This is a genomic window from Stenotrophomonas sp. SI-NJAU-1, from assembly GCF_020883215.1.
Classification (GTDB): Bacteria; Pseudomonadota; Gammaproteobacteria; order Xanthomonadales; family Xanthomonadaceae; genus Stenotrophomonas; species Stenotrophomonas indicatrix.
Map to the genome: position 1 here is coordinate 1,026,401 of NZ_CP086598.1, position 24,332 is coordinate 1,050,732.

General features: G+C 66.5%; 29 protein-coding genes and 1 pseudogene. 11 read left to right on the plus strand and 19 right to left on the minus strand.

The window, feature by feature from the left end; all coding sequences use genetic code 11:
- The first annotated feature begins 41 nt into the window (after positions 1 to 41).
- The 5 genes from LMF57_RS04680 to LMF57_RS04700 all read left to right on the plus strand — a co-directional run bounded on the left by LMF57_RS04680 (position 42) and on the right by LMF57_RS04700 (position 4,807).
- Complete coding sequence (locus LMF57_RS04680; protein WP_004147099.1) at positions 42 to 1,079, plus strand: type IV pilus twitching motility protein PilT; 1,038 nt, start codon at positions 42 to 44, stop codon at positions 1,077 to 1,079.
- Positions 1,080 to 1,158: 79 nt separating this feature from the next.
- The gene (locus LMF57_RS04685) at positions 1,159 to 2,322 is read left to right on the plus strand and encodes a PilT/PilU family type 4a pilus ATPase (protein WP_049467229.1); all 1,164 of its coding nucleotides are present in this window, start codon (positions 1,159 to 1,161) and stop codon (positions 2,320 to 2,322) included.
- Between the two features lie 70 nt (positions 2,323 to 2,392).
- Entirely contained in the window at positions 2,393 to 3,046 is a 654-nt protein-coding gene (locus tag LMF57_RS04690) for a PIN domain-containing protein (protein WP_162887614.1), read from the plus strand.
- Between the two features lie 113 nt (positions 3,047 to 3,159).
- Positions 3,160 to 3,735: a hypothetical protein gene (locus tag LMF57_RS04695; protein WP_140224771.1), complete on the plus strand. Its 576-nt coding sequence runs from the start codon at positions 3,160 to 3,162 to the stop codon at positions 3,733 to 3,735.
- Between the two features lie 88 nt (positions 3,736 to 3,823).
- Entirely contained in the window at positions 3,824 to 4,807 is a 984-nt protein-coding gene (locus tag LMF57_RS04700) for an aldo/keto reductase (RefSeq protein ID WP_117309694.1), read from the plus strand.
- Between the two features lie 105 nt (positions 4,808 to 4,912).
- Here LMF57_RS04700 and LMF57_RS04705 read toward each other — a convergent pair whose 3' ends face one another.
- Positions 4,913 to 5,812 carry a LysR family transcriptional regulator gene (locus LMF57_RS04705; protein WP_033830519.1) on the minus strand — a complete coding sequence of 300 codons (900 nt, stop codon included), beginning with the start codon at positions 5,810 to 5,812 and terminating at the stop codon, positions 4,913 to 4,915.
- A gap of 210 nt (positions 5,813 to 6,022) precedes the next feature.
- Here LMF57_RS04705 and LMF57_RS04710 point away from each other — a divergent pair, with 210 nt between their 5' ends.
- Both LMF57_RS04710 and LMF57_RS04715 read left to right on the plus strand, forming a co-directional pair.
- A complete protein-coding gene (locus LMF57_RS04710; RefSeq protein ID WP_117309695.1) occupies positions 6,023 to 6,235 on the plus strand; it encodes a DUF4287 domain-containing protein in 213 nt (70 codons plus the stop codon).
- A 272-nt stretch (positions 6,236 to 6,507) separates the two neighbouring features.
- Positions 6,508 to 7,215 carry a YitT family protein gene (locus LMF57_RS04715; RefSeq protein ID WP_117309696.1) on the plus strand — a complete coding sequence of 236 codons (708 nt, stop codon included), beginning with the start codon at positions 6,508 to 6,510 and terminating at the stop codon, positions 7,213 to 7,215.
- A gap of 74 nt (positions 7,216 to 7,289) precedes the next feature.
- On the opposite strand, the gene LMF57_RS04720 is transcribed toward LMF57_RS04715, so the two are convergent.
- Positions 7,290 to 7,835 (minus strand): DNA-3-methyladenine glycosylase I, encoded by a 546-nt coding sequence (locus LMF57_RS04720; RefSeq protein ID WP_229290990.1) that lies wholly within the window; start codon positions 7,833 to 7,835, stop codon positions 7,290 to 7,292.
- A gap of 183 nt (positions 7,836 to 8,018) precedes the next feature.
- On the opposite strand from LMF57_RS04720, the gene LMF57_RS04725 reads away from it, so the two are divergent.
- The 3 genes from LMF57_RS04725 to LMF57_RS04735 are packed head-to-tail and all read left to right on the plus strand — an operon-like array spanning position 8,019 to position 10,012.
- Complete coding sequence (locus tag LMF57_RS04725; protein WP_025874032.1) at positions 8,019 to 8,585, plus strand: YqgE/AlgH family protein; 567 nt, start codon at positions 8,019 to 8,021, stop codon at positions 8,583 to 8,585.
- Positions 8,578 to 9,045: a Holliday junction resolvase RuvX gene (gene ruvX / locus LMF57_RS04730; RefSeq protein WP_025874031.1), complete on the plus strand. Its 468-nt coding sequence runs from the start codon at positions 8,578 to 8,580 to the stop codon at positions 9,043 to 9,045. Before LMF57_RS04725 ends, ruvX begins: the two co-directional genes overlap by 8 nt.
- Before the next feature lie 16 nt (positions 9,046 to 9,061).
- The gene (locus LMF57_RS04735; protein ID WP_089239291.1) at positions 9,062 to 10,012 is read left to right on the plus strand and encodes an aspartate carbamoyltransferase catalytic subunit; all 951 of its coding nucleotides are present in this window, start codon (positions 9,062 to 9,064) and stop codon (positions 10,010 to 10,012) included.
- A 118-nt stretch (positions 10,013 to 10,130) separates the two neighbouring features.
- Here the strand turns inward: LMF57_RS04735 and LMF57_RS04740 are convergent.
- From LMF57_RS04740 to LMF57_RS04820, 17 genes and pseudogenes are all read right to left on the minus strand, one after another.
- Positions 10,131 to 10,605 (minus strand): annotated as a pseudogene (locus LMF57_RS04740) (transposase).
- 161 nt (positions 10,606 to 10,766) lie between these two features.
- Positions 10,767 to 11,564 (minus strand): prolyl oligopeptidase family serine peptidase, encoded by a 798-nt coding sequence (locus tag LMF57_RS04745; RefSeq protein ID WP_208081675.1) that lies wholly within the window; start codon positions 11,562 to 11,564, stop codon positions 10,767 to 10,769.
- Between the two features lie 70 nt (positions 11,565 to 11,634).
- Positions 11,635 to 11,901 (minus strand): hypothetical protein, encoded by a 267-nt coding sequence (locus LMF57_RS04750; protein ID WP_025874027.1) that lies wholly within the window; start codon positions 11,899 to 11,901, stop codon positions 11,635 to 11,637.
- An 11-nt stretch (positions 11,902 to 11,912) separates the two neighbouring features.
- Positions 11,913 to 13,274 carry a magnesium transporter gene (gene mgtE, locus LMF57_RS04755; protein WP_025874026.1) on the minus strand — a complete coding sequence of 454 codons (1,362 nt, stop codon included), beginning with the start codon at positions 13,272 to 13,274 and terminating at the stop codon, positions 11,913 to 11,915.
- A 331-nt stretch (positions 13,275 to 13,605) separates the two neighbouring features.
- A complete protein-coding gene (gene ptsP, locus LMF57_RS04760) occupies positions 13,606 to 15,375 on the minus strand; it encodes a phosphoenolpyruvate--protein phosphotransferase (protein WP_208081676.1) in 1,770 nt (589 codons plus the stop codon).
- 2 nt (positions 15,376 to 15,377) lie between these two features.
- A complete protein-coding gene (locus LMF57_RS04765; protein ID WP_093817544.1) occupies positions 15,378 to 15,647 on the minus strand; it encodes an HPr family phosphocarrier protein in 270 nt (89 codons plus the stop codon).
- A complete protein-coding gene (locus tag LMF57_RS04770) occupies positions 15,640 to 16,032 on the minus strand; it encodes a PTS fructose IIA component family protein (protein WP_025874023.1) in 393 nt (130 codons plus the stop codon). The genes LMF57_RS04765 and LMF57_RS04770 overlap by 8 nt, the downstream gene beginning before the upstream one ends.
- 286 nt (positions 16,033 to 16,318) lie before the next feature.
- Positions 16,319 to 17,203, minus strand: coding sequence for an RNase adapter RapZ (gene rapZ, locus LMF57_RS04775; protein WP_229290991.1), 885 nt, complete (start codon positions 17,201 to 17,203; stop codon positions 16,319 to 16,321).
- Positions 17,204 to 17,230: 27 nt separating this feature from the next.
- The gene (gene hprK / locus LMF57_RS04780) at positions 17,231 to 18,181 is read right to left on the minus strand and encodes an HPr(Ser) kinase/phosphatase (protein ID WP_004147299.1); all 951 of its coding nucleotides are present in this window, start codon (positions 18,179 to 18,181) and stop codon (positions 17,231 to 17,233) included.
- Positions 18,178 to 18,630, minus strand: a complete 453-nt coding sequence (locus LMF57_RS04785) for a PTS sugar transporter subunit IIA (protein WP_229290995.1) — start codon at positions 18,628 to 18,630, stop codon at positions 18,178 to 18,180. Before LMF57_RS04785 ends, hprK begins: the two co-directional genes overlap by 4 nt.
- Before the next feature lie 21 nt (positions 18,631 to 18,651).
- Positions 18,652 to 18,969, minus strand: coding sequence for a ribosome-associated translation inhibitor RaiA (gene raiA, locus LMF57_RS04790; RefSeq protein ID WP_004147311.1), 318 nt, complete (start codon positions 18,967 to 18,969; stop codon positions 18,652 to 18,654).
- A gap of 58 nt (positions 18,970 to 19,027) precedes the next feature.
- On the minus strand, positions 19,028 to 20,467 hold the full coding sequence (locus LMF57_RS04795) for an RNA polymerase factor sigma-54 (protein ID WP_117309700.1): 1,440 nt from the start codon (positions 20,465 to 20,467) through the stop codon (positions 19,028 to 19,030).
- A 40-nt stretch (positions 20,468 to 20,507) separates the two neighbouring features.
- Positions 20,508 to 21,227, minus strand: a complete 720-nt coding sequence (gene lptB, locus LMF57_RS04800; protein WP_025874019.1) for an LPS export ABC transporter ATP-binding protein — start codon at positions 21,225 to 21,227, stop codon at positions 20,508 to 20,510.
- Complete coding sequence (gene lptA, locus LMF57_RS04805) at positions 21,227 to 21,751, minus strand: lipopolysaccharide transport periplasmic protein LptA (protein WP_025874018.1); 525 nt, start codon at positions 21,749 to 21,751, stop codon at positions 21,227 to 21,229. Before lptA ends, lptB begins: the two co-directional genes overlap by 1 nt.
- Before the next feature lie 104 nt (positions 21,752 to 21,855).
- Complete coding sequence (gene lptC, locus LMF57_RS04810; protein ID WP_080149498.1) at positions 21,856 to 22,431, minus strand: LPS export ABC transporter periplasmic protein LptC; 576 nt, start codon at positions 22,429 to 22,431, stop codon at positions 21,856 to 21,858.
- Positions 22,428 to 22,976 (minus strand): HAD hydrolase family protein, encoded by a 549-nt coding sequence (locus LMF57_RS04815; RefSeq protein ID WP_117309701.1) that lies wholly within the window; start codon positions 22,974 to 22,976, stop codon positions 22,428 to 22,430. The genes lptC and LMF57_RS04815 overlap by 4 nt, the downstream gene beginning before the upstream one ends.
- Positions 22,977 to 23,042: 66 nt before the next feature.
- On the minus strand, positions 23,043 to 24,044 hold the full coding sequence (locus tag LMF57_RS04820; protein WP_229290996.1) for a KpsF/GutQ family sugar-phosphate isomerase: 1,002 nt from the start codon (positions 24,042 to 24,044) through the stop codon (positions 23,043 to 23,045).
- Positions 24,045 to 24,098: 54 nt separating this feature from the next.
- Here LMF57_RS04820 and LMF57_RS04825 point away from each other — a divergent pair, with 54 nt between their 5' ends.
- Positions 24,099 to 24,329, plus strand: a complete 231-nt coding sequence (locus LMF57_RS04825) for a BolA/IbaG family iron-sulfur metabolism protein (protein ID WP_117309703.1) — start codon at positions 24,099 to 24,101, stop codon at positions 24,327 to 24,329.
- Positions 24,330 to 24,332: the final 3 nt, after the last annotated feature.

Sequence of the window (24,332 nt, forward strand, 5' to 3'; positions counted from 1 at the left end):
AGATCCTTCCAGTCGAAGCCGTTATTGGGGAGTAGCCGCTCATGGATATCGCCGAGCTGTTGGCGTTTTCCGTAAAGAACAAAGCGTCCGACCTGCATCTGTCCGCAGGCCTGCCGCCGATGATCCGCGTGGACGGTGATGTTCGCCGGATCAACATTCCAGCCCTGGACCACAAGCAGGTCCATGCGCTGGTGTACGACATCATGTCCGACAAACAGCGCCGCGATTACGAGGAATTCCTCGAAGTCGATTTCTCCTTCGAGATCCCGTCGCTGGCGCGCTTCCGTGTCAATGCGTTCAACCAGAACCGTGGCGCCGGTGCGGTGTTCCGTACCATTCCGTCCGAAGTGCTGACCCTGGAAGACCTGGCCTGCCCGCCGCTGTTCCGCGAGGTGATCCAGCAGCCGCAGGGCCTGATCCTGGTGACCGGCCCGACCGGTTCGGGCAAGTCGACCACGCTGGCGGCGATGATCGACTACATCAACAAGAACGAATACGGCCATATCCTCACCGTCGAGGATCCGATCGAATTCGTGCACACCTCGCAGAAGTGCCTGATCAACCAGCGCGAAGTGCACCGCGATACGCACGGCTTCAATGAAGCGCTGCGTTCGGCACTGCGTGAGGACCCGGACATCATCCTGGTCGGCGAACTGCGTGACCTGGAAACCATCCGCCTGGCGCTGACCGCCGCGGAAACCGGCCACCTGGTGTTCGGCACCCTGCACACCAGTTCGGCGGCCAAGACCATCGACCGCATCATCGACGTGTTCCCGGCCGGCGAGAAGCCGATGGTGCGCTCGATGCTGTCCGAATCGCTGCGCGCGGTCATCTCGCAGGCGCTGCTGAAGAAGGTCGGTGGCGGTCGTACCGCCGCCTGGGAAATCATGGTGGGCACCCCGGCCATCCGCAACCTGATCCGCGAGGACAAGGTGGCTCAGATGTATTCGGCCATCCAGACCGGCCAGCAGTACGGCATGATGACCCTGGACCAGCACCTGCAGGACCTGGTCAAGCGCAGCCTGATCACCCGCAACCAGGCCCGCGAATACGCCAAGGACAAGCGTCTGTTCGAGTAAGGCGAGGCAATGGCGGGGCAGGGCGCGCGAATACGTCGCCGGCCCCGCGCTGTTTCCTCCACCGACCGATTCCTGGTACATGCCCCATTGGGAGCCCGCCGTGAACACCACCGCGACCACCATCGATTTCACCTCGTTCCTCAAGTTGATGGCGCACCAGCGCGCCTCGGACCTGTTCATCACTGCCGGCATGCCGCCGGCGATCAAGGTCAACGGCAAGATCTCGCCGATCACCCAGACGCCACTGACGCCGCAGCAAAGCCGCGACCTGGTGCTGAACGTGATGACGCCGGCGCAGCGCGAGGAATTCGAAAAGACCCACGAATGCAACTTCGCCATCGGCCTGTCCGGCGTTGGCCGCTTCCGCGTGAGCTGCTTCTACCAGCGCAACCAGGTCGGCATGGTGCTGCGTCGCATCGAGACGCGCATCCCGACCGTGGAAGAGCTGAGCCTGCCGCCGATCATCAAGACGCTGGCGATGACCAAGCGCGGCATCATCCTGTTCGTCGGCGCGACCGGTACCGGTAAATCAACCTCGCTGGCAGCGATGATCGGTTACCGCAACCAGAATTCGACCGGGCACATCATCACCATCGAAGATCCGATCGAATTCGTGCACAAGCACGAGGGCTGCATCATCACCCAGCGCGAAGTCGGCATCGATACCGACAGCTGGGAAGCCGCGCTGAAGAACACCCTGCGCCAGGCGCCGGATGTGATCATGATCGGCGAGGTGCGTACCCGCGAGGGCATGGACCATGCCATCGCCTTTGCCGAAACCGGTCACCTGGTGCTGTGCACGCTGCACGCCAACAACGCCAACCAGGCGATGGACCGCATCGTCAACTTCTTCCCGGAAGATCGCCGCAACCAGCTGTTGATGGATCTGTCGCTGAACCTCAAGGGCGTGGTCGCGCAGCAGTTGATCCCTTCGCCGGATGGCCGCTCGCGCAAGGTGGCGATGGAGATCCTGCTGGGCACGCCGCTGGTGCAGGACTACATCCGCGACGGCGAGATCCACAAGCTGAAGGAGCTGATGAAGGAATCGGTCCAGCTGGGCATGAAGACCTTCGACCAGAGCCTGTTCGAGCTGTACCAGGCCGGTGAGATCAGCTACGAAGACGCACTGCGCTACGCCGATTCGCAGAACGAAGTGCGCCTGCGCATCAAGCTCAGCCAGGGCGGCGATGCCCGCACCCTGTCGCAGGGGTTGGATGGCGTGGAGATTTCAGAGGTCCGGTGATCACCGGGTACATGGCCGGTCCCCGGCATGCGGGGGCCTGGTCCATGGCGAACGCTACAGGGGAGTGCATATGGATATGCCGTTGGCCCGCAACGTGATATTGATTGATTTCGAGAACGTCCAGCCGCCGTCCCTGAAGGAGCTGGCCGCACCGGGGTTCACCGTTCTGGTATTCGTCGGTGCATCGCAGGCACGCATCAGCATGGATGTGGCCGAGGCCATGCAGGCATTGGGCAGCCAGGGTCGTTACATACGCTGCCATGGCAGTGGCCCCAACGCGCTGGATTTCCATATCGCGTTCTACATCGGCGAAATGGCGGCCGCTGATCCCAAGGCGTTCTTTCACATCATTTCCAAGGACACCGGTTTCGATCCGTTGGTGGCACACCTGAAGTCGCGTGGCCTGCAGGCAGGCCGCTGTACCTCTGTGGCCGATCTGCCGATGTTCCGCTCCGCGCGGCAGAAGGCTGCTGCAGCCGCATCGCCCGCAGCGAAAACCGTGCCGCCGGATGCTCGGTTGGTGCATCTGCGCGACTGGCTGGTGCGGCAGGACAAGGCAAGACCCGGTTCAAAGGCGGCACTGCACAACTCCGTCAACAACCTGTTCCAGAAGGCTCTGCCTGCGGCTGAAGTCAACGCGCTGGTGCAGCAGCTGCAGCAGAAGAAGTGGATCGTGCTGGAGGGCAACAAGGTCTGTTACCAGGTGGCGGCCATGCGCGCCTGAGCGGCACTGGCGTCGCCCCTGCAGGCTCTGCGATAGTCGCGCGGTCACCGCGCTCGCGGGACAGGGGGAGCCGGTACCCTGCCGGCGTGACAACATGAGGTTCGCATATGGAAATGCACGATCCGTATCGTGCGCCGGCGGCAACGCCTGCGCGTCCGCCGGTGCTGCCGACTACGCAGGGCAGCTTCGCCACATCCAACCAAGCGGTGTATTACTCGCCGCCGACGATGAAGATCGCCGCGCTGTCGCTGGCCACGCTGGGCCTGTATCCGCTGTACTGGTTCTGGCAGAACTGGCGGGCCATCAAGCGCGAAACCGACGGCAGCCAGTGGCCGTGGGCACGTGCGCTGTTCTCACCGATCTGGGCGTTTTCATGCTTCAGCGATCTGCGTGATATCGCGCAGTCGCGCCGCCGGCAGCTGGCCTTCGCGCCGGGTCTGCTGGGGGCGCTGTTCTTCCTGCTCAATTTCGCCGGCCGGTTGCCCCATGGCGGCGCGCTGCTTTCGTTGTGCACCTTTGTGCCGCTGCTGCCGGTCAACAGCTTGCTGCGGCGCTACCACCTGGACGCGAAGGTGGACATGCGGCGCATGGACCGCTTCGGCGTCTGGCACGTCCTCATGCTGCTGCCTGGTGGCGCGCTGCTGTTGCTGGCGATCGTGGCGATTGTGGCGGGTGAACTGGATTCATGAAATCCAGTCATGACCGACTGCCATCCAGGTCGTTCAATCCGCTGCCCCTGCAGGCGTATCGTCATCGCTCCCCCACTGGAGCACGACGATGCAGACACGTGAACTCGGCCGCAGCGGCCTGAAAGTCTCCGCCCTGGGCCTGGGCTGCATGGGCCTGAGCCACGGCTACGGTCCGCCGGTCGAGCAGGGGCAGGGCATCGCCCTGCTGCATGCGGCGGTCGAGCGCGGCGTGACCTTCTTCGACACCGCCGAAGTCTATGGTCCATATACCAACGAAGACCTGCTCGGCAGGGCACTGGCAGCGCACCGCGACAAGCTGGTGATCGCCACCAAGTTCGGCTTCAAGGACGCACAGGTCGACACCGGCCTGGACAGTCGTCCGCAGAACATCCGTGCGGTGGCAGAAGCCAGCCTCAAGCGCCTGCGCACCGACTACATCGACCTGTTCTACCAGCACCGCGTGGATCCGAACGTGCCGATCGAGGATGTGGCCGGCACCGTGCGTGACCTGATCGCCGAGGGCAAGGTGCGCCACTTCGGCTTGTCCGAAGCCAGCGCCGCCACGGTGCGTCGCGCCCATGCCGTGCAACCGGTGGCCGCAGTGCAGAGCGAGTACTCGCTGTGGTGGCGCGAACCGGAACGCGAACTGCTGCCGGCGCTGCAGGAACTCGGCATCGGCTTCGTGCCGTTCAGCCCGCTCGGGCGCGGCTTCCTGACTGGCGCGATCAACGCCGACACCACCTTCGCCGACAACGATTTCCGCAACACCGTGCCGCGCTTCGAAGTGGAAGCGCGTCGCGCCAATCAAGCGCTGGTTGACCGCATCACCACGATCGCGGCGGCGCGGGGCGCCACCCCGGCACAGGTCGCGCTGGCCTGGCTGCTGGCGCAGGCACCGTGGATCGTGCCGATTCCGGGTACGACCAGGATCCATCGCCTGGAAGAGAACCTTGCCGCCGCCGACCTGCAGCTGTCTCCCGCCGAGCTGGAGCGCATCGCGCAGACGCTGCAGGAGATCGCCATCGTCGGCGAGCGCTACAACGCGCAGCGCGCAGCGCAGGCCAAGGGCTGATCGCAGTGGGTGCGGGCTTTCGTCCTGTGCTGGGTGCGGTCTTTCGATCTGTGGTGGGTACGGACTCTCGTCCTGTGGTGGGTGCGGACCGTTGGTCCGCACGCCTCACCCCACCATCGGCCCGCGCAGCGCATCAAGCACCGTACGCATCGCCACGGTGACGTGCCGGCGTGACGGGTAATACGCGTAGTAGCCATCGAAGTGCGGGCACCAGTCATCCAGTGTTGATTGCAGGCGGCCTTCCAGCAGGGCCGCCTGCACCTGGTCTTCGGGCAGCCAGGCCAGTCCGCTGCCGGCCAGCGCCGCAGCCCGCGTCATGCCCATGGTGTTGAAGGTCCACTGACCAGAGACGCGGATGCTCAGCTCGTTGCCATCCTGACCGAAATCCCACGGCATCAGGCCGCCATGGGTGGGCAGGCGCAGGGTGATGCAGTTGTGCGCGGCCAGATCGTGCGGATGCACCGGCGCCACGTGCTGGCGGAAGTACGACGGTGCCCCCACCACGCGCATGCGCAGCGGCGGACTGATCGGCAGCGCCACCATGTCGCGTGCCAGGCGCTCACCGAGACGGATGCCGATGTCGTAGCGCTCGGCGACGATGTCGGCCAGGCCGTAATCGGTGGTCAGCTCGACCTTCAGGTCCGGGTACTGCTGCAGCAGCGGTGCCAGCCTGGGCCAGGCCAGGTACTCGGCGGCGTGGCCGGTGGCGTTGATGCGGATGGTGCCTGCGGGGCGCTCGCGGTACTCGGCCAGCGCGGCCAGTTCGTCTTCGATCTCGGCCAGGCGCGGGGCCAGGGTTTCCAGCAGGCGGGCACCGGCCTCGGTGGTGGCGACGCTGCGGGTGGTGCGGGTCAGCAGGCGCACGCCCAGTCGTTCTTCCAGCCCGCGCATGGCGTGGCTGAGGGCGGATTGGGAGACGCCCAGCTGGGCAGCGGCCTTGGTGAAGCTGCCTTCGCGGGCAACGTGGACGAAGGCTTGCAGGTCGTTGAGGTTTTCACGCGGCATGAGGGGATGATACGGCCGGGCTGCGCCCGGCGCCCGCTGTCGACAGGTTCCCGCGGCGGTTGGTAGGTGTCGACCTTGGTCGACACGTAGATCCACGCCATGCGTGGATGCGTGCCCGGTGCTGCCGGTGCTGGTCGGTTAAAGCGCTATGTCGATTTGTGGTTCCGTGCTTCGTCGATCGGGTACTTTCCAAAGTAAAGGGAGCAGCACATGAGCACCGACAGCAAACCCAAGGGCCCGGCGTCCTATTTTCCTTCCATCGAAAAGACCTACGGGCAGCCGGTGGCGCATTGGCTGGGGCTGCTGGCCAAACGGCCGGGGCTGAAGCACATGGAGCTGGTCAGCTTCCTGAAATCCGAGCACGGGCTGGGCCATGGCCATGCAAACGCCCTGGTCGCCCACCACCTGGCCAGCCAGCGCTGAACCCGCCGCCCCACCGAGCGCAGCGACCCGCTTCTGCTCTTCTTTTCTCTTTACGTGGCTGGACGCGCACGGAACCTGTCCGGGGCCGGACGTACTTGCAGCGCCCCCTGCACAGCCCACCCGCCCGGCCCACTGCCAGATTCGGAGGCAGCATGCCGCCCGGCCACGAGGGGCTGCGCCGTTCGCCGGCATCCCCAACTGAACGATTTCATCTGCAACTGTCATGCAGATCGTGTCTAATACCGCTCCCCACCCGCAGTGCCCCCACCTGTATGTCCCTCCAATCCCATGGCCCGGCGCCGTGCGACGACGCTGACGGCCACCTGGTCACCGCTGGCCCGCTGACCCCGCCGCCCGATGTTGCCGGCACCCCCGCCGATGAGAAGGCGCTGCGCCACTCGGTCGCCGAGGACGTGCAGGGCATGGTGCTGGCCATGCTCGTGGCTTCACTGGGCCTGGCGATCTTCGCCAAGGGCGGGCTGATGATCGGCGGCATGGCCGGCATGGCCTTCCTGCTGCACTATTCGCTGGGCTGGAACTTCGGCCTGGTGTTCGTGCTGGTCAACCTGCCGTTCTACTGGGTGGCCGTGCGCCGCATGGGCTGGGAATTCACCCTGAAGACGTTCGCAGCGGTCACTGCCTGCGGCCTGCTCACCGACATCCTGCCGCGCTGGGCGGACTTTTCGCATATTGCGCCGCTGTACTCGGCGCTGGTCGGTGGCGCGCTGTCCGGCCTGGGCATCCTGTTCTTCATCCGCCACCGCGCCAGCCTCGGCGGCATCGGCATCCTGGCGGTGTACCTGCAGCGCACCCGCGGCTGGAGCGCTGGCAAGGTGCAGATGTCCTTCGATGCGTGCCTGATGGTGGCCGCGTTCTTCGTGCTGTCGCCGTCGAAGGTGATGTACTCGGCCATCGGTGCGGTGGTGCTCAGCCTGGTCCTGATGTTCAACCACCGCCCGGGCCGCTACATGGGCGTCTGATTCCGCATTCGGCGGATCGCCCGCCCAGGTGCCACGCGCGCCGGTAGCGCCGGGCGATGCCCGGCGGATGCGCATCAGCCGCGCGCTGCCTGCACCCACGGCGGTGCCAGCTTCAGCAGCGTTGCATGCACCGGGCAGTCCTCGGCATGCGCGCCCGGCAGGTAGCCCAGGCTCATCAGGAACTCGCCGGTGATCTCGCCACCGGTGAAGCGGAAGGTTTTCTTGAACAGTTTCACCCAGTCGGCCTTGCTGCGCGGATGGTGTGCGTCCAGCCAGGCGGCGAAGCTGCCGTGGCTCTGTCGCAGCTGCTGGATCACCTGCGCGTTGTGGATCGCCGCCAGCACCTTCAAGCGGTTGCGGATGATGCCCGGGTCCGACAGCAGGCGCTCGATGTCCTGCTCGGCGTAGGCCGCCACCCGATCGACGTCGAAACCGTCATACGCCGCGCGGAACCCCTCGCGCTTCTTCAGGATGGTTTCCCAGCTCAGGCCGGCCTGGTTGATCTCCAGCAGCAGGCGCTCGAACAGTTCACGCTCATCGCGCTGCGGGAAGCCATATTCGTTGGCATGGTAGTGCTCGTGCACCGGATGGCCCGGGGCAATGCGGCAGTATCCGCTCATTTTCTCTCTTTCATCCTGCCGTTGGTGCGGGAGTGGGGGAAGTCGGCCGGCGTGTCACCTAGCGCTGCGGGTGGACAAGGGCATCGGCACGTCCTCCTGCTTCGCTTCATCGTCCATCCAAGCAGCCCATCCTAGCCCATCCCTTCGCGCCCGCATCCGGTCGCAGCGGTTAGAATGGCGCCCATGCCAGTAACGCCGACTTCCCTCGCCAATCACCTGCTCGTGGCGCTGCCGTCGCTGATCGACGCCACCTTCGCCCGCACCGTCGCGCTGATCTGCCAGCACGACGAGAACGGGGCAATGGGGGTGCTGGTCAACCAGCCGTCCGAGTACACCCTGGGCGAAGTGCTTGCGCAGATGGATATCGCGACCGGCGACGGCGTCCTGCAGGCGCGTCCGGTGCTCAATGGCGGGCCGGTGCATCCCGAGCGTGGCTTCGTCATCCATGACGACGCGCGCGCGTGGGATTCCAGCCTCGTCGTCGGTGACGGCCTGTACCTGACCACCTCGCGTGACATCCTCGAGGCGATGGCGCGTGGCGAAGGCCCGGCCAATGCCGTGGTCACCCTGGGCTGCGCGGGGTGGAGTGCCGGCCAGCTGGAAAGCGAACTGTCCGAAAACAGCTGGCTGACCGTGCCGGCCGATGCCGAACTGGTGTTCCAGCTGCCGCTGGAACAGCGCTGGCAGGGCGCCGCGTCGCGCATTGGCGTCGATCTGTTCCGGCTGACCGATTACAGCGGCCATGTCTGAGCCGGCCCTCATCCGCCGCGATGGCACCGTACTCGGTTTCGATGTCGGCTCGCGCCGGATCGGCGTGGCGATCGGCAGTGCCTTCGCCGCGCATGCACGCGCGGTGGCCGTGGTCGATGTGCACGGCAATGGCCCCGACTGGGCGGCGATCGAACGCCTGCTCAAGGAATGGAAGCCCGATGGCCTGGTGGTCGGCGATCCGCTGACCCTGGACGGCCAGGACCAGCCCAACCGCAAGCGCGCGCAGGGCTTTGCCCGCCAGCTGCGGGAACGTTTCAAGCTGCCGGTGGTGATGATCGACGAGCGTTCCAGCTCGGTCGAGGCCGCCCGCCGCTTCGCCGTCGAACGCGCCGAAGGGCGCAAGCGTCGCCGCGACGCGGCTGCGCTCGATGCCGTGGCTGCGGCGGTGATCATCGACCGCTGGTTGTCGTCGCCGGACGACGCCATTCCCATTCCCTGACGATACGAACCCCGCCATGACCGCCCAGCAACTCGATGACTCCGGCCGCCTGCGCCACCTGTTGACGCTTGAAGGTCTTCCCCGCGACACCCTGGTGCAACTGCTCGACCGCGCTGGCCAGATCCGCGACGCCGCGGTCGGCCGTGTCGGCAACAAGCGCCACGTGCTGGGCGGATCGGCGGTGTGCACGTTGTTCTTCGAACCCTCCACCCGTACCCGCAGCTCGTTCCATCTTGCGGCGCAGCGGCTGGGTGCGGACGTGCTGAACTTCGACGCCTCCACCTCGTCCACGCGCAAGGGCGAAACCGCCTGCGACACGCTGAAGAACCTGGAAGCGATGGGCGTGCGCGGTTTCGTCGTGCGCCACCCCGATGACGGCGCCGTGGCGGCGCTGGCTGCCGTGGCCGGCGAGGGCACCGCGCTGGTCAATGCCGGCGACGGCCGCAGCTCGCACCCGACCCAGGGCCTGCTGGACATGCTGACCCTGCGCCAGGCCAAGGGCCCGGACTTCTCGAAGATGAAGGTGGTGATCGTCGGTGACGTCAAGCACTCACGCGTTGCCCGCACCGACCTGCATGCCCTGCGCACGCTGGGCGTGGGCGAGATCCGCGTATGCGGCCCGCAGTCGCTGCTGCCCGACGACGACACCCTCAAGGGCTGCGTGGTCGGTGATGATTTCGACGCGATGCTGGAAGGCGTCGACGCGCTGATGATGTTGCGCCTGCAGCGCGAGCGCATGGAAGAAGGCCTGGTGCCGTCGCTGGAGCAGTACCACGCACAGTACGGCCTGAACACCGCACGCCTGGCCCGCGCCGGCAAGGACGCAGCCGTGCTGCACCCGGGCCCGATCAACCGCGGCGTGGAAGTGACCGATGACGTGGCCGACGGCCCGCAGTCGTGGGTGCTGCGCCAGGTCGCCAACGGCGTCGCCGTACGCATGGCCGTGCTGGAAACCCTGCTGGGTTGATTGCCTCCGATTGCTGCGTTGATAGATGCCAACCTTGGTTGGCACGAGCGCTGCTTTGGTAGATGCCAACCTGGGTTGGCACGTGCACTGCTTTGGTAGATGCCAACCTTGGTTGGCACTATCCGTCCGTGCTGAATGCCTCTGGTCGATCACCCAAGGCCTCGAGCTCCCACTCGCACCATGCGTGCCGATACTGCCCCAACTGCGTCGTCAGACCCGCCCTGATCGGATTGCCCATCAGGTACATCGCATGCCGGTACAACGATTCGTCCGAGCGGATCGCATGGTCGTGGTAGCAGGCCTGCCAGAAACGCCCGACCCTTCCCAACAACCGGTTTGCCTGCTGCGCCGTGCGCGATTTGAAGCGCTTCATGACGGTTTCCAATGTTCCCGCACGCAGTTCGAGCAGCCAATGGATGTGATCGGGCATGACCACGTAGGCGATCGAGCGCGTGAAGCCTTCCTGATCCAGCCTCTGGAATTCCTGGATTGCCAGGGCTGCGGCAGCGTCGTTGGCGGTCCACGACGGTAGTCAGGATGTAGCTGAGGCCGATGCTGGAGCGACGGCCGAGCAGGAGGCGGACGTTTTGCATGGCGCAAGCTTGGGCGGACCTGCTTGCGACGGACATCGGGGAATGGCTTGATCTTGGGTAGGCGAGTGCCAACCAAGGTTGGCCTCTACCAGAATGGGCCAACCAAGGTTGGCCTCTACTGGAATGGGCCAACCAAGGTTGGCCTCTACCGGAGCAAGCGTTCAGCGCTTCTGGGCGAACAGCCACGCCCACATCGCTGCGTCGGCGTAGGTGGCATCCCAGGCGTTGTGGTTGCCCTCGGGGTATTCGGTATAGCGCACGTCACGCGCACCTGCGGTCTGGAAGGCGGCCTGCAGCCGGCGATCATCATCCGGTGGCACCACATCATCCAGCGCGCCGTGGAAGATCCAGACCGGGGTGCGCTGCAACCGTTGCGCGATCACCGCATAGGGATCCGCTTCGTTGGCCACCTGTTCCACGAACAGGGTAGGGCGTACCGCACGTGGCGCCAGCACCGCACCGCAGACCGGCACGATCGCGGCAAAGCGCTTCGGATCGTCCAGCGCGATGTTCCAGCTGCCATAGCCGCCCATCGACATTCCGGTCAGGTACTGCCTTGCCGGGTCAGCGTCGAATTCGGCAATCGTGGCATCCAGTGCCGCGATCGCCACCCGGTTGTTGCGACCGCTCCATTCCTCGTCGCCGGGAACCTGCGGAAACACCGCCAGCGCGGGGAAGTCGGCCGCGTGCCGACGCAGGTACGGGCCCAGGCCTGCGTGGGTCTGCTTCACGCCATCGCCGCCGCGCTCGCCGGAGCCGTGCAGGAACAGCACCACCGGCAGCGGACCAGCCGCGCGCGCGGCAGCGGCCGGGATGAACACCTGGTAGTAGGCGGTGTCGCCGTCCACCTTCACCGCGCGTGCCTCGAAGTGGCCGCGCGCACCGGGCGGCGTACTGGCACACCCGGTCAACATCAGCAGGGCCAGCAGCGGCAGCCAGCGCAGAAGCAATCGAAGCATGGCGGTTCCCATGAGGGCGATGTCGCCCCGATGGTAGTGCGCCGCGACCGGCCCGGCATCGTGCGCCGCATCACTGCGGGCGCGGGAAGCTGGCGATGATCTCCAGCTGCTCCTGTGCTTCGGCATTGCCGCCTGCGGCCGCGGCCTGCACCTGCGCCATGTCCGGGTGCAGCACCACCAGCAATGGGTTCTCGCACACCGGGCACACATACTCGGTGGCGTCCTCGTCCAGTTCCATCACCATTGCCCGCGAACTGCCTTTCCACTCGCAGGCGGCACAGGTGTGCAGCTGGTCGCGCCAACCCGGCGCAAAGTAGTTTTCGATCGTCGTTGCCATGGCAGTTCCAGTCAGTGCAGCAGGACCATGGTGGCCAGGCCGAGGAAGGTGAAGAAGCCCATCGAGTCGGTCACCGCTGTCAGGAAGATGCCGCTGGCCAGCGCCGGATCGAAGCCGAAGCGCTTCAGGCCCAGGGGTACCAGTACGCCGGCAAGCGCCGCGAACAACAGGTTGCAGGTCAACGCGATGGCGATCACGGCCGAGAGCCCGGGCGAGTGGAACCAGGCGAGCACGATCAGGCCCAGCACCGAACCGAGCACCACGCCATTGAGCAGGGCCACCCGCACTTCCTTCCACAGCAGCGTGCGTGCGTTGGAACTGCCGACCTGGCCCAGTGCCAGGCCGCGCACCATCAGCGCCAGTACCTGGGTGCCGGCATTGCCGCCGAGGCCGGCGACGATCGGCATCAACACCGCCAGGGCGACCAGTTTGTCGATGGTGCCCTCGAAGTGGCCGACCACGCTGGAGGCCAGGAAGGCCGTGCACAGATTCACCGACAGCCACATCAAGCGGCGGCGCATCGCGCGCCAGACCGGGCTGAACAGATCTTCATCCTCGTCCAGGCCGGCGGCGCCCAGCGCCTGGTGCTCGGCCTGGCCACGGATGATGTCGACCACGTCATCGATGGTGATGCGGCCGATCAGGATGTTGTTGTCATCCACCACCGGCGCGGAGATCCAGTCATGGTCGGAGAACTGCCGCGCCACTTCCTGGTCGCTTTCGCCGACATCGATGGCAGGCTGCTCATCGTCGATCAGGCGGTTGATCGGTGTGGTGTCTTCGTGGGTCACCAGCGAGGCCAGCGACACCCGGCCCAGGTACTGGTGGCGGCGGCTGACCACGAACAGGTGATCGGTGTGGTCGGGCAGTTCGCCGCGCAGGCGCAGGTAGCGCAGCACCACATCGACGTTGACGTCGGCGCGTACCGTCACCACGTCCGGGTTCATCAGGCGGCCGGCGCTGTCCTCGGGGTAGGACAGCACCTGCTCCAGGCGCTCGCGGTTCTCGCGGTCCATCGACTTGAGGACTTCGTCGATGACCGTGTCCGGCAGGTCTTCAACCAGGTCGGCCAGATCGTCGATGTCGAGGTCTTCGACCGCGGCGATGATTTCGTCCGGGTCCATGTCCGCGAGCAGGCTTTCGCGCACGTCGTCGCCGACGTGGACCAGTACCTCGCCGTCATCTTCCGGATCGACCAGGCCCCAGACGATCTCGCGTTTGCCCGGTGGCAGCGATTCGAGCAGGTTGCCGATCTCGGCCGGCGCCAGGGTATTGACCAGACGGCGTACCGGGCCCAGCCGACCGCTGTCCAGTGCATCGGACAGCATCCGCAGTTGGCGCGCAGTCTTGTCGTGGCGTACGGCCTCAGCCATCGCAGCTCCCGCGGGATAAGAAAAGCCGCGATCTTGGCAAGGATGCGGCAACAGGGGTGTTCAGCGCGTCATTATCGCAAGGGGATGTTTCAGCGCATACCCCGCCGGCCACAGGCCACTGGGGTCCACGCATGCCACCTTATCCCCGCCTGCCGGCGCGCTCCTTGAACAACAAGGGGCTGCTGCTCCAGATCGAATCCGCCGGGCATGGCCCGGCGCTACCAAAGGTGACACGCGGCGGTATCGAATCCGCCGGGCATGGCCCGGCGCTACCAAAGGTGACACGCGGCGGTAGCGCCGGGCCGTGCCCGGCGAGCGCGTAGCGCGGGGGTCAGGACGCGTCCGCCACAAGCGCCAGCCAGCGCTCGATGCCGCGGCGGTCACGCATGCCCAGCAGCTTCGGTGCGCGGGCACGCAGGGCCCCCAGATCGGCGTCACGGACGGCCCGGCGTACTTCCAGCAGGGTGCCCGGGTGCAGGCTGAACTCGGTCAGGCCCAGTGCCAGCAGCAGCGGGGTCATCCGTGCGTCGCCCGCGATTTCGCCACATACCGCCACCGGGATGCGATGGCGTGCGCCGGTCTCGATCACCATCTGCAGCAGGCGCAGCACGGCCGGATGCAGCGGCGAATACAGTTCGCCCAGTGCTTCGTTGTTGCGGTCGGCGGCCAGCAGGTACTGCACCAGATCGTTGGTGCCGATCGACAGGAAGTCGACCAGGTCGATGAAGCTCTCCAGCGCCAGCGCGGCGGCGGGTACTTCGATCATCGCGCCCAGTGGCACGTGCTCGGCCACCATGTGGCCCTCGGCGCGCAGTTGCTCGCCCAGTTTCAGCATGCGTCGGCGTACCGCCAGCAGTTCGTCACGGGTGCTGACCATGGGCACCAGCACGCGCAGCTTGCCGTAGGCCGAGGCGCGCAGGATCGCGCGCATCTGGGTATCGGCCACCTTGGGCCGGGCCAGCGACAGGCGCACGCCGCGCAGGCCCAGCGCCGGGTTTTCCTCGTTGCTCAGGGTCAGGCCGGTGCGGTCTGCCTTGTCGGCGCCCAGGTCGAGGGTGCGGATGGTCACCGGGCGGCCACTCATGCCCAGCGCCGCATCGCGGTAGGTCTGGAACTGTTCTTCTTCGTCCGGCAGCTCGTTGCGCTGCAGGAACAGGAATTCGGTGCGGTACAGGCCCAGGCCGTGGGCGCCCAGCGCATGGGCCTGGGTCACATCTTCCAGCGATTCGGCGTTGGCCAGCAGGGCGATGTCGACCTGGTCGCGGGTACGGCTGGGCTTGCTGCGCAGGCGGCCAAGCTCGCGCTGCTCGCGTGCGTGCTCCTTCAGGCGCGCGCGGTAATCACGCAGGTTGTCAGCCTGCGGATTGACGGTGATGCTGCCGTCGGCGCCATCGATGATCAGCACGTCGCCGTCGATCACCTTGTTCAGCAGCTGCGGCACGCTGACGATCAACGGCAGGTGCAGGCTGCGGGCGAGGATCGCACTGTGCGAAAGCGCGCTGCCAGCGCTGGTGACGATGCCGACCACACCGTGCGACTGCAGCTGGGCCAGCTCGGAAGGGGCGATGTTGTCGCAGACCAGGATTTCGCCGGCCAGGCCCTTCATCGCTGCGGGCCGCTCGGGCTGCAGGAAGGCATGGATGCGCCCGATCACATGGTCGAGGTCGTCCATGCGGCTCTTCAGGTAGGCATCGTCCATGCCGTCGAAGACTTTGGCCAGGCGGTCGCGCTGCAGGCGCAGCGCGTAGCCGGCGCTGTAGGGGCCACTGCGGATCAGTTCGTCCAGGCCGAACAGCAGTTCGGGATCATCCAGCAGCAGCGCATGCAGGTCGAGGAACTCGCCGACCTCCTGGTTCAGCGCGCCATGCAGGCGCTGGCGCAGGTCGTGCATTTCCGTGCGCGCCGCGTCGACTGCGTGGTGCAGGCGCGCCAGCTCGGATTCAACCTGGGAGGGGGCGACGCGCTGTTCGGCTACTTCCAGTGCATGCGGCAGGCGCACGCGGGCGCGGCCCATTGCCGTGCCGCGGGCGGCGCCGTGGCCGGCCAGCAGCTGTACCGGCCGTTGGCCGGTGGGGGCTTGGCCGGCGCGCGCGCGCGGCACGCTCAGTTGTCCTCGTCGAAGCGGCGCTCGAACAGGTCGACCACCGCGTCCATCGCGGCGGCTTCGTCCTCGCCGTTGATGCGGATGGTGACCGGCGTGCCTTGCCCGGCCGCCAGCAGCATCACGCCCATGATGCTCTTGGCGTTGATCTCACGGCCCTTGGCGGCCATGGTCACGTTGCAGCGGAACGGCGCCAGGGTCTGCACCAGCTTGGCGGTGGCCCGGGCATGCAGGCCCAGGCGGTTGCTCACAGTGAGTTCTCGTTCAAGCATCGTCGACTATCGCTCCATTACGGGTGCCCGCCGCCGCAGTGGCGGGCAGTTGATCCAGTCCCTGTTCCGGATAATTCATCACCCGCAGCAACATCGGCAGACTCAGCGCCGACACCCGGCGAACCGGGGTCCCCAACCGGGCCAGCTGCCCGGCAAGGTTGGCAGGGCTGGCGCCGTACAGGTCGGTCAGGATCAGCACGCCATCGCCCCCATCGACCCGCCGCAGAGCGGCCGAGGCGAGCGGGAGCAGAGCATCCAGGTCTGCGTCGAACGGTACTTCGAAAGCTTCGGTCTTCAGCGGCAACTGCCGCAGAAGCCGGGTCGCCACGTCGAGCAGGGCGATCCCGACCCCAGGATGTGTTACGAGGAGAATGCCACAGGTCATTACTGCACGTTAACAGGTCAAGGTGAATTGGCGATAGCAGCAGGAGAGGGGCACTGTGTCCCGTATTCAGCGTTGTTTGGGGCGGAGCCCTTTTCCGTTGAAAAAGGGATCCGACCCGACCCCTGTTTGTCGATTCATCCACGCATGGCGTGGATCTACCGTGTCGACCAAGGTCGACACCCACCAACAGCCAAACGACGATGCGCCGCCATCCCACGTAGTCCGGCTCTTGCCGTTGACGTTGCCGTGGTTTCTGCGGGTGCCGGGCGCAGCCCGGCCGAGCCCCTCAATCCTGTTCGCGGTGGTACGTCGCCACGTCTTCCCAGCCCATCTCACGCGCATGGCGGGCCAGGCGTTCGGCCAGGAACACCGAGCGGTGCTTGCCACCGGTGCAACCGAAGGCCACCGTCACATAGCTGCGGGTGCCATCGCCCAGCTTGGGCAGCCAGGTATCCAGGAAATCCATCAGCTGCGCCAGGTAGCGCTGCACATCCGGCTGCGCCTCCAGGTAGTCGCGCACGCTGGGTTCGCGGCCGCTCAACGCACGCAGTTCCGGATCCCAATGCGGGTTGGGCAGCACGCGCGCGTCGAACACGAAGTCGGCCTCGGCCGGCACGCCACGTTTGTAGGCGAACGATTCGAACAGCAGCGACAGGCGGCTGGCATGGCCCATCGCAAATTCAGTGATGATCCGGCGCCGCAGCTGGTGCACGTTCAACGCACTGGTATCGATCACCGCATCGGCTTCGCGGCGCAGCGGCGCGATCAGCTCGCGCTCACGCGCAATCGCTTCCGGCAGCGACAGGCCCAGCTGGCTCAGCGGGTGCCGGCGGCGGGTGTCGGCGTAGCGCTTGAGCACCGTTTCATCGCTGGCCTCGAAAAACAGCACCTTGGCGTCGACGCCGGCATCGGTGGCCAGCTGCCGCCAGCTGGACAACTGGGTCAGGTCGCTCTGCCCGCGCACGTCGATGCCCACCGCCAGCCGGCGCGCTGATGCACCGTCGTGATGACTCAGCACATTGCGCACGAAATCCGGCAGCAGCTGGATCGGCAGGTTGTCCGAACAGTAGTAGTCCTGGTCCTCGAAGGTCTTCAGGGCGACGGATTTACCCGAGCCGGACAGGCCACTGACGATGATCAGGGTCGGGGCGGTGGGAATGACGGTGCTCATGGACGGGCTCTTCGAAGGACAGGGGGGTCAGGGCGTTCGCCGTTCCAGCAGGTTGCTGTGGCGGGCGATGAACATCGCCGCCGGGTCGATACCCTTGGTACGCAGAATGTGCAGGCGGGTGGCCGCCTCGGTCAGGACGGCCAGGTTGCGGCCGGGCATCACCGGCAGGGTGATCAGCGGCACGTCCAGGTCCAGCACGTGGCGCGTGCCCGAGTCGCCGGTCAGGCGCTCGTAACCATGGGGGGTGGGCTCGGTCATCGGCTTGGTCAGGTGGACGATCAGCCGAAGGTACTTGTTCTTTTTTACAGCGGTGTCGCCAAACATCTCGCGCACGTTCAGCACGCCCAGGCCGCGCACTTCCAGCAGGTCCTGCAGCAGTTCCGGGCAGGTGCCATCGAGCACGTCGGGGGCGATCTGGGTGAACTCGGGAGCGTCGTCGGCCACCAGGCGGTGACCGCGGCTGAGCAGTTCCAGGGCCAGCTCGCTCTTGCCTGATCCCGCTTCGCCGGTGATCAGCACGCCGATGGAGTAGATCTCCATGAACACGCCATGCAGGATCACCCGCGGCGCCAGCGTCCGGGCAAGGTGATAGGACAGATGGTTGAGCAGTTCGTGGCCGCGCTTGGGTGACAGCCACAGCGGCGTGCCGGATTCATCGGCGGCCGCGCGCAGGTCTTCCGGGCACGGCTGGTTACGGGTCAGCACCAGCGCCAGCGGATGCGACTGCATGATCTTTTCGATGGTTTCCCAGCGCTGGCGTGGTTCCAGCGCGTCCAGCCAGGACAGTTCCTCGGTACCGAGGATCTGCACCTTGTTGGGATAGATCGCATTGAGATAGCCGGCCAGCGAAGGGCGTCGCGAGACCGTATTGCCGGCCTCCAGCTCACGCTTCTCGCCGGATTTGCCCGCTGCCCAACGCAGGCCGAGCCGCTCTCGTTGCTGTTCGAACAGTTCGCGGGCAGTGATGCTGGTATTCATGCGGCGCTCGCCGGTGGAGTCAGGTCCAGGGCCTGGCGCAGCTCCCGTGCATCACCGGCCTCGCGCAGCGCCTGGCGGATGCAGGGCGCGGAAAACAGCTCGGCCAGCTCGGACAGCAGCATCAGGTGTTGATGGGTGTAGTGGGCGGGAACGGCCATGGCGAACACCAGGTCCACCGGCTCGTCACCACCGAAATCGACCGGGGTCTGCAGGCGCAGCAGCGCGCCACGGGGGCGATCCAGGGTCGGCGCACGACCATGCGGGATGGCGATGCCGTAGCCGATCGCGGTACTGCCCAGCGCTTCGCGCTGGCACAGGTTGAGATAGATCTGTTCGGCGTTGGCCTGGCGGCAGGCCAGCAATCCGGCCGCGGCCTGCAGGACGCTGTCGCGGTCGGCGGCCGTGCAGAGCTGGGTCTGCACGGCCGCCAGGAGGTCAGTCAGGGGCATGTCTGCGGGGAGCGGTGGCGATCAGCCACCATTGTCGCCCACCGGCAGCGGTGCGTGCTGCTGTTTTTTCTCCTTGTGCTTGATCACCAGGCGGTCAAGCTTGTCCGCCAGCAGGTCGATCGCCGCATACATGGTCTGCGCATTGGCTTCAGCGTGCAGGGTCTGACCCGGAATATTGAGGCTGGCATCGACGTGGTGTTCAGTCTTCTGCAGCTTGAGCGTCACCCGCGCTTCGCAGTGCTGGTCGAAGTGTTTGCCGATCCGGGCCAGCTTCTCCTCTACATAGGACTGCAGGGCCGGGGTGACTTCGACATCTTTGCCAAACGTTTCGATGCGCATCGGGTTTCTCCTTTGATCGGATGTGCCAATGAACCTCTCCGCCGGGCGCGGCGGCGCGTCAAACGATTCTGACTCTTTCGTGCGAGGCGGAGATGTTCATGGCCTCACGATACTTCGCCACGGTGCGCCGCGCTACCGGAATTCCCGACGATTTGAGCAGGTCAGCCAGCTTGGCGTCAGAAAGCGGCTTGCGTGGGTTCTCGTCATCGATCAGGCGCCGGATCATGGCCTGGATGGCGGTGCTGGACGCTTCGCCGCCGCCGTCGGTGTCGATGCCCGAAGCGAAGAAGGCGCGCAGCGGCAGGGTGCCACGTGGCGTACGCACATGCTTGCGGGCGATCGCGCGCGATACGGTGGATTCATGCAGGCCCAGTTCGCCGGCGATCTCGCGCAGGGTCAACGGGCGCAATGCCTGTTCGCCGAATTCAAGGAAGCCCGCCTGCTGCTGGATCAGGCTGCGCACTACCCGCAGCAGCGTCTCGCCTCGCGCCTGCAGGCCCTTCAGCAGCCAGCGCGCCTCCTGCAGCTGGCCGCGCAGGTAACCGGCATCGGCGTCACCGCAGCGGCGGATCATCTGCTCGTAACCGCGGTGGATCACCAGCCTGGGGCCGGCATGGGCGGCCAGCGCGGCGCGCCAGATGCCGTTCTGCCGCCATACGACCACGTCGGGCACCACGTAGGTGTCCTGGGCGAGCGGGGCGATCTGGGTGCCGGGGCGCGGGTCCAGCGAGCGCAGCAGGGCCACGGCGGTCTCGACCTCGGCCAGCGGCTGCTTCAACTGCTGGGCCAGGCCGGTCACGCCCGAGCGCGGCAGTTGTTCCAGTGGGCCGGCGGCAACCTGTCGGGCCAGGGCCAGGCACGGGGTATCAGCAGGAAGCACGTCCAGCTGCAGTTGCAGGCACTCGCCAAGGCTGCGTGCGGCCACGCCTACCGGGTCGAAGCGCTGGATCTGGTGCAGCACGGTCAGGATTTCGTCTTCACCGGCGTGGATCGCCGGCAACAGCGCTTCGGCGATGGCCGAGAGCGGCTCGCGCAGATAGCCGTCGTCTTCCAGCGAATCGATGAGCGCGGCGCCGATGCTGCGGTCGCGCTTGGACAGGTGGGTCAGGTGCAGCTGCCACAGCAGGTGGTCGGCCAGGGTTTCGGTTTCGGCAACGCGTTCGGCGGCACTGCCATTGTCGTCGTCGTCATCGAAACTACCGCCGCTGCCGCCACTGCTCCAGTCCAGCTCGGCAGGCGCCCAGTCGTCGCCGCTGCTTTCAGCGTTGTCGGGCGGGGCGTCATTGTCGCCGCCCGCGTCCTCGCCGCTGCCGTCCTTGTCGACACCGGCACCTTCGTCGCTGCTGTCCGACCAGTCCAGCAGCGGATTGCTCTCCACCGCCTGGGCGATTTCCAGCTCCAGCTCGGTCGTGGACATCTGCAGCAGCTTGATCGCCTGCTGCAGCTGGGGCGTAAGCACCAGCTGCTGTCCCAACGATGTCTGCAGCCGAGTCTTCATGCCTGTGCCGAACGGAAGGGAGAGGGCCCGGCGGCCGCGGTCACAGCTTGAAGGAATCCCCAAGGTAGACGCGGCGCACGTCGGCGTTGTCCAGGATCGCCTCCGGCGAGCCCTGGGCCAGTACGGTGCCCTCTGCGAGGATATACGCGCGGTCGCAGATTCCCAAGGTCTCGCGCACGTTGTGGTCGGTGATCAGCACACCGATGCCGCGTTGCTTGAGATGGGTGACGATGCGCTGGATTTCGCCGACCGAGATCGGGTCGACACCGGCGAAGGGTTCGTCGAGCAGGATCAGCCGCGGCTTGGCGGCCAGGGCACGGGCGATCTCGCAGCGACGGCGCTCACCACCGGACAGGCTGGCACCGAGCTGTTCGGAAACATGCCCAAGCTGCAGTTCGTCGAGCAGGCTGTTCAGTTCGCGCTCGCGGCCTGCCGAATCCAGGTCCTCGCGCAGTTCCAGCACCAGGCGCAGGTTGTCGGCCACGGTCAGCTTGCGGAACACCGACGGTTCCTGCGGCAGGTAGCCCACGCCCTGCTTGGCGCGGGTGTACATCGGGTCGCCGGTGATGTCCTTGCCGTCCAGCACGATGCTGCCGGCATCGGCACCGACCAGGCCGACGATCATGTAGAAGCAGGTGGTCTTGCCGGCACCGTTGGGACCGAGCAGGCCGACCACTTCACCGGCGTCCAGGGTCAGCCCGAAGTCCTTGACGACTTCGCGCTGCTTGTAGCGTTTGCGCAGGCCAGTTGCGACGAGCATTACTTCTTGCCTCCAGCCGGAGCCGGAGCGGCAGCAGGCGTCTTGTTCTTCGGCGGAATCACGGTGCGCACGCGGCTGCCATCGCCGCCGGAGTTCATTTCACCGCTGCGGGTGTTGTAGACCATGCGCTGGCCCGCATTGGTGCCGCGCGCGCTGGTGACCTTGTAGTTGCCGGTCAGGGTGATGATCTCGGTGGTGATGTCGTAGTCGATCCGGTCGGCCACCGCATCCATCCAGGTGCCATCGTCGAGCTGCTGCTTCATCTTGGCCTGCTTGCCGGTGAACACCGCACGCACGGCTTCGCCGCCCTTGAGATAGATCTCTGCTTCGGACGAGCGCAGGTCCAGGGTGCCCTGGGTGATGATCACGCCACCGGACAGCACGGTCTTGCCATCACCGGTGAGGGTGCCGGACTGCGCACCGGAATCAATGTTCATCGCTTCGTTGCGGTCCGTCGACTTGGCAAAGGCGACAGCGGGGACAAGAAGACTGAGTGCGAGCACGGCTGCAAAGGGAATCTTCATCGGGGTCCGTTCTACCGGTGGTGGCCCTCCGGCGGGACCGGGGGCGGCGGGTGGGGGCTGCCGGCTTCGCGCCTGTCGGAAGACGTCGCGGGCGGGCGGCGGAATCAGCGCTTGGGCGTGTATCGACCCTTGGACTGGCTGAGGAAATGATACGTGTTGTTCTTCGAATCCACCTCGAACCCGACGCCGGACTGCTCCATGCCGGGCCGGGTCATGGTCACCAGGGCATCGGTGCGGGCGCGGTTGTCCTTCGGGAATACATCCAGGTGGTCGGTGCGGAAGGTGGTCGGGACCACGCCCGGGCCGGCCGGGCTGTCGCCGGCGACGTTGCCCCGCAGCTTCATCTCGTCGCCCTTGGCACTGAGCCAGCCGGTCTGGGCGCGCAGCGTCCAGTGCTTGCCGTCCTTGTCGGGCATTTCGAACAGCGGCGTGGTGATGTTGAGCGTCTGGTCACCACGCTGGCGTTCCAGCAGGGGCGCGCGCAGGGTGGTCGATTCCTTGCCATGTTCGTCCAGGGCGACGATCTGGAAATCGTGCAGGATGTAGTCCACGCCGGCGTCCTGGCCTTCGGCGGCAGGTGCCTTTTCGCGGTTGCGCAGCGCCGCCCAGCTGCTCAGCAGGGCGGCCAGCAGCAGGCCGACGCCGAGGATCATCCGCCAGTTCAGGGTGGGGGCATTCATGCGCCGAACCTCGCCAGCACGGCGTCCACGCGGCCCTGCGCGGCCAGCAGCACGTCGCACAGCTCGCGCGCGGCACCACGGCCACCGTCAGCACGGGTGACCCAGTGCACGCGCTCGGCGATCCACGGGTGGGCATTGGCCGGAGCCACCGCCAGGCCGACCGCGCCCAGCGGCGCAAGGTCCGGCAGGTCGTCACCCATGAAGGCCACCTGCTCCAGGCCGATGCCGTGCTGGGCGCACAGCGCCTGCACGCTGGCCAGCTTGTCGCCGACGGCGATCTGGGTGTCGATGCCCAGGTCGGCGCCGCGCTTGAGCGCGGACTGGCTGTTGCGCGCGGTGATCAGCACGGGGTGGATGCCGTGCTGCTGCAGCAGTTTCAGGCCCAGACCATCCTGCACGAAGTACGCCTTGCTCTCGTTGCCATCCTTGTCGTAGTACAGCCGACCGTCGGTGAGGGTGCCGTCCACATCGAAGCAGGCCAGGCGGATACCGGCCGCAACGGCATGCAGGTGGGCGGGGAAGGCGGGCAGGGGGGACCAGGGCATCAGGGCATCGGACTCAGTGGTTGCGGGCTCGTTGGTACAGACTGAATGGGGTCTACGGACTGTCGGTTAAACCACCCGCGCCCGCAACAGGTCATGAATGTTCAGCGCGCCGACCGCGCGGCCCTGGTCGTCGACCACGATCAGGCCGGTGATCTTGTGCGTTTCCATCAGCCGCGCAGCTTCTACCGCCAGCTTGTCGGCGCTGATGGTGCGCGGCTGCCGGGTCATCACATCGGCGATCTTCGCGGTACGCACGTCCAGGTCGGTGTCCAGGGCGCGGCGCAGGTCGCCGTCGGTGAACAACCCGATCAGCACGCCCTGGCCGTCGACCACGGCGGTCATGCCCAGGCGCTTGCGGCTCATCTCCATCAGCGCTTCGCTGAGGCTGGCGCCGACATCGACCTTGGGCAGGTCCGCACCGGTGTGCATGACGTCGGTGATGTGCAGCAGCAAGCGGCGGCCGAGGCTGCCGGCCGGGTGCGAGCGGGCGAAATCGTCGGCGGTGAAGCCGCGAGCGTCCAGCAGGGCCACCGCCAGCGCGTCACCCATCGCCAGCGAGGCGGTGGTGCTGGAGGTCGGTGCCAGCGCCAGCGGGCAGGCTTCGGCCGGCACGCTCACATCCAGGTGGAAGTCGGCGGCGCTGGCCAGGCTCGACTGCGGGCGGCCGGTCATGGCGATCAGCACGTTGCCCTGGCGCTTGAGCACCGGCAGCAGCATCAGCAGCTCATCCGATTCGCCCGAATAGGACAGGGCCAGCACCACGTCGTCTTCGGTGATCATGCCCAGGTCGCCGTGGCCGGCCTCGCCCGGATGCACGTAGAACGCCGGGGTGCCGGTGGAGGCCAGGGTGGCGGCGATCTTGCGTGCCACATGGCCGGACTTGCCCATGCCGGTGGCGACCACCCGGCCGCGGCTGCCCAGGATCGCCCGGCAGGCCTGCTGGAACGCGTCGCCGAGGCGGTCGGCCACCGCGTCCAGCGCCTGCCGTTCGATCTCGAACACACGCCGGCCACTGGCGACCAGGGCGGCAGGGTCGGGGGAACGGGGGGGCAACAGGGATTCGGCCATGCGGATGCCACGCAGCGGAAGTAGAATGGACCCACATTTTATTAGGAAAGCCCGTTGGACGCCGACACCATCCGCAATCTGATCGAAACCGGCCTGCCCGGCGCCCGCGCCGACGTGCACGGTGATGATGGCGTGCATTTCGAAGCGACCGTGGTCAGCGAGGCCTTTGCCGGCAAGCTGCCGCTGGCCCGCCACCGGATGGTGTATGCCACTCTGGGTGACCTGATGGGCGGCGCGATCCACGCGCTCGCACTGAAAACCGTGACCCCGGCCGAAGCCGGCTGAACC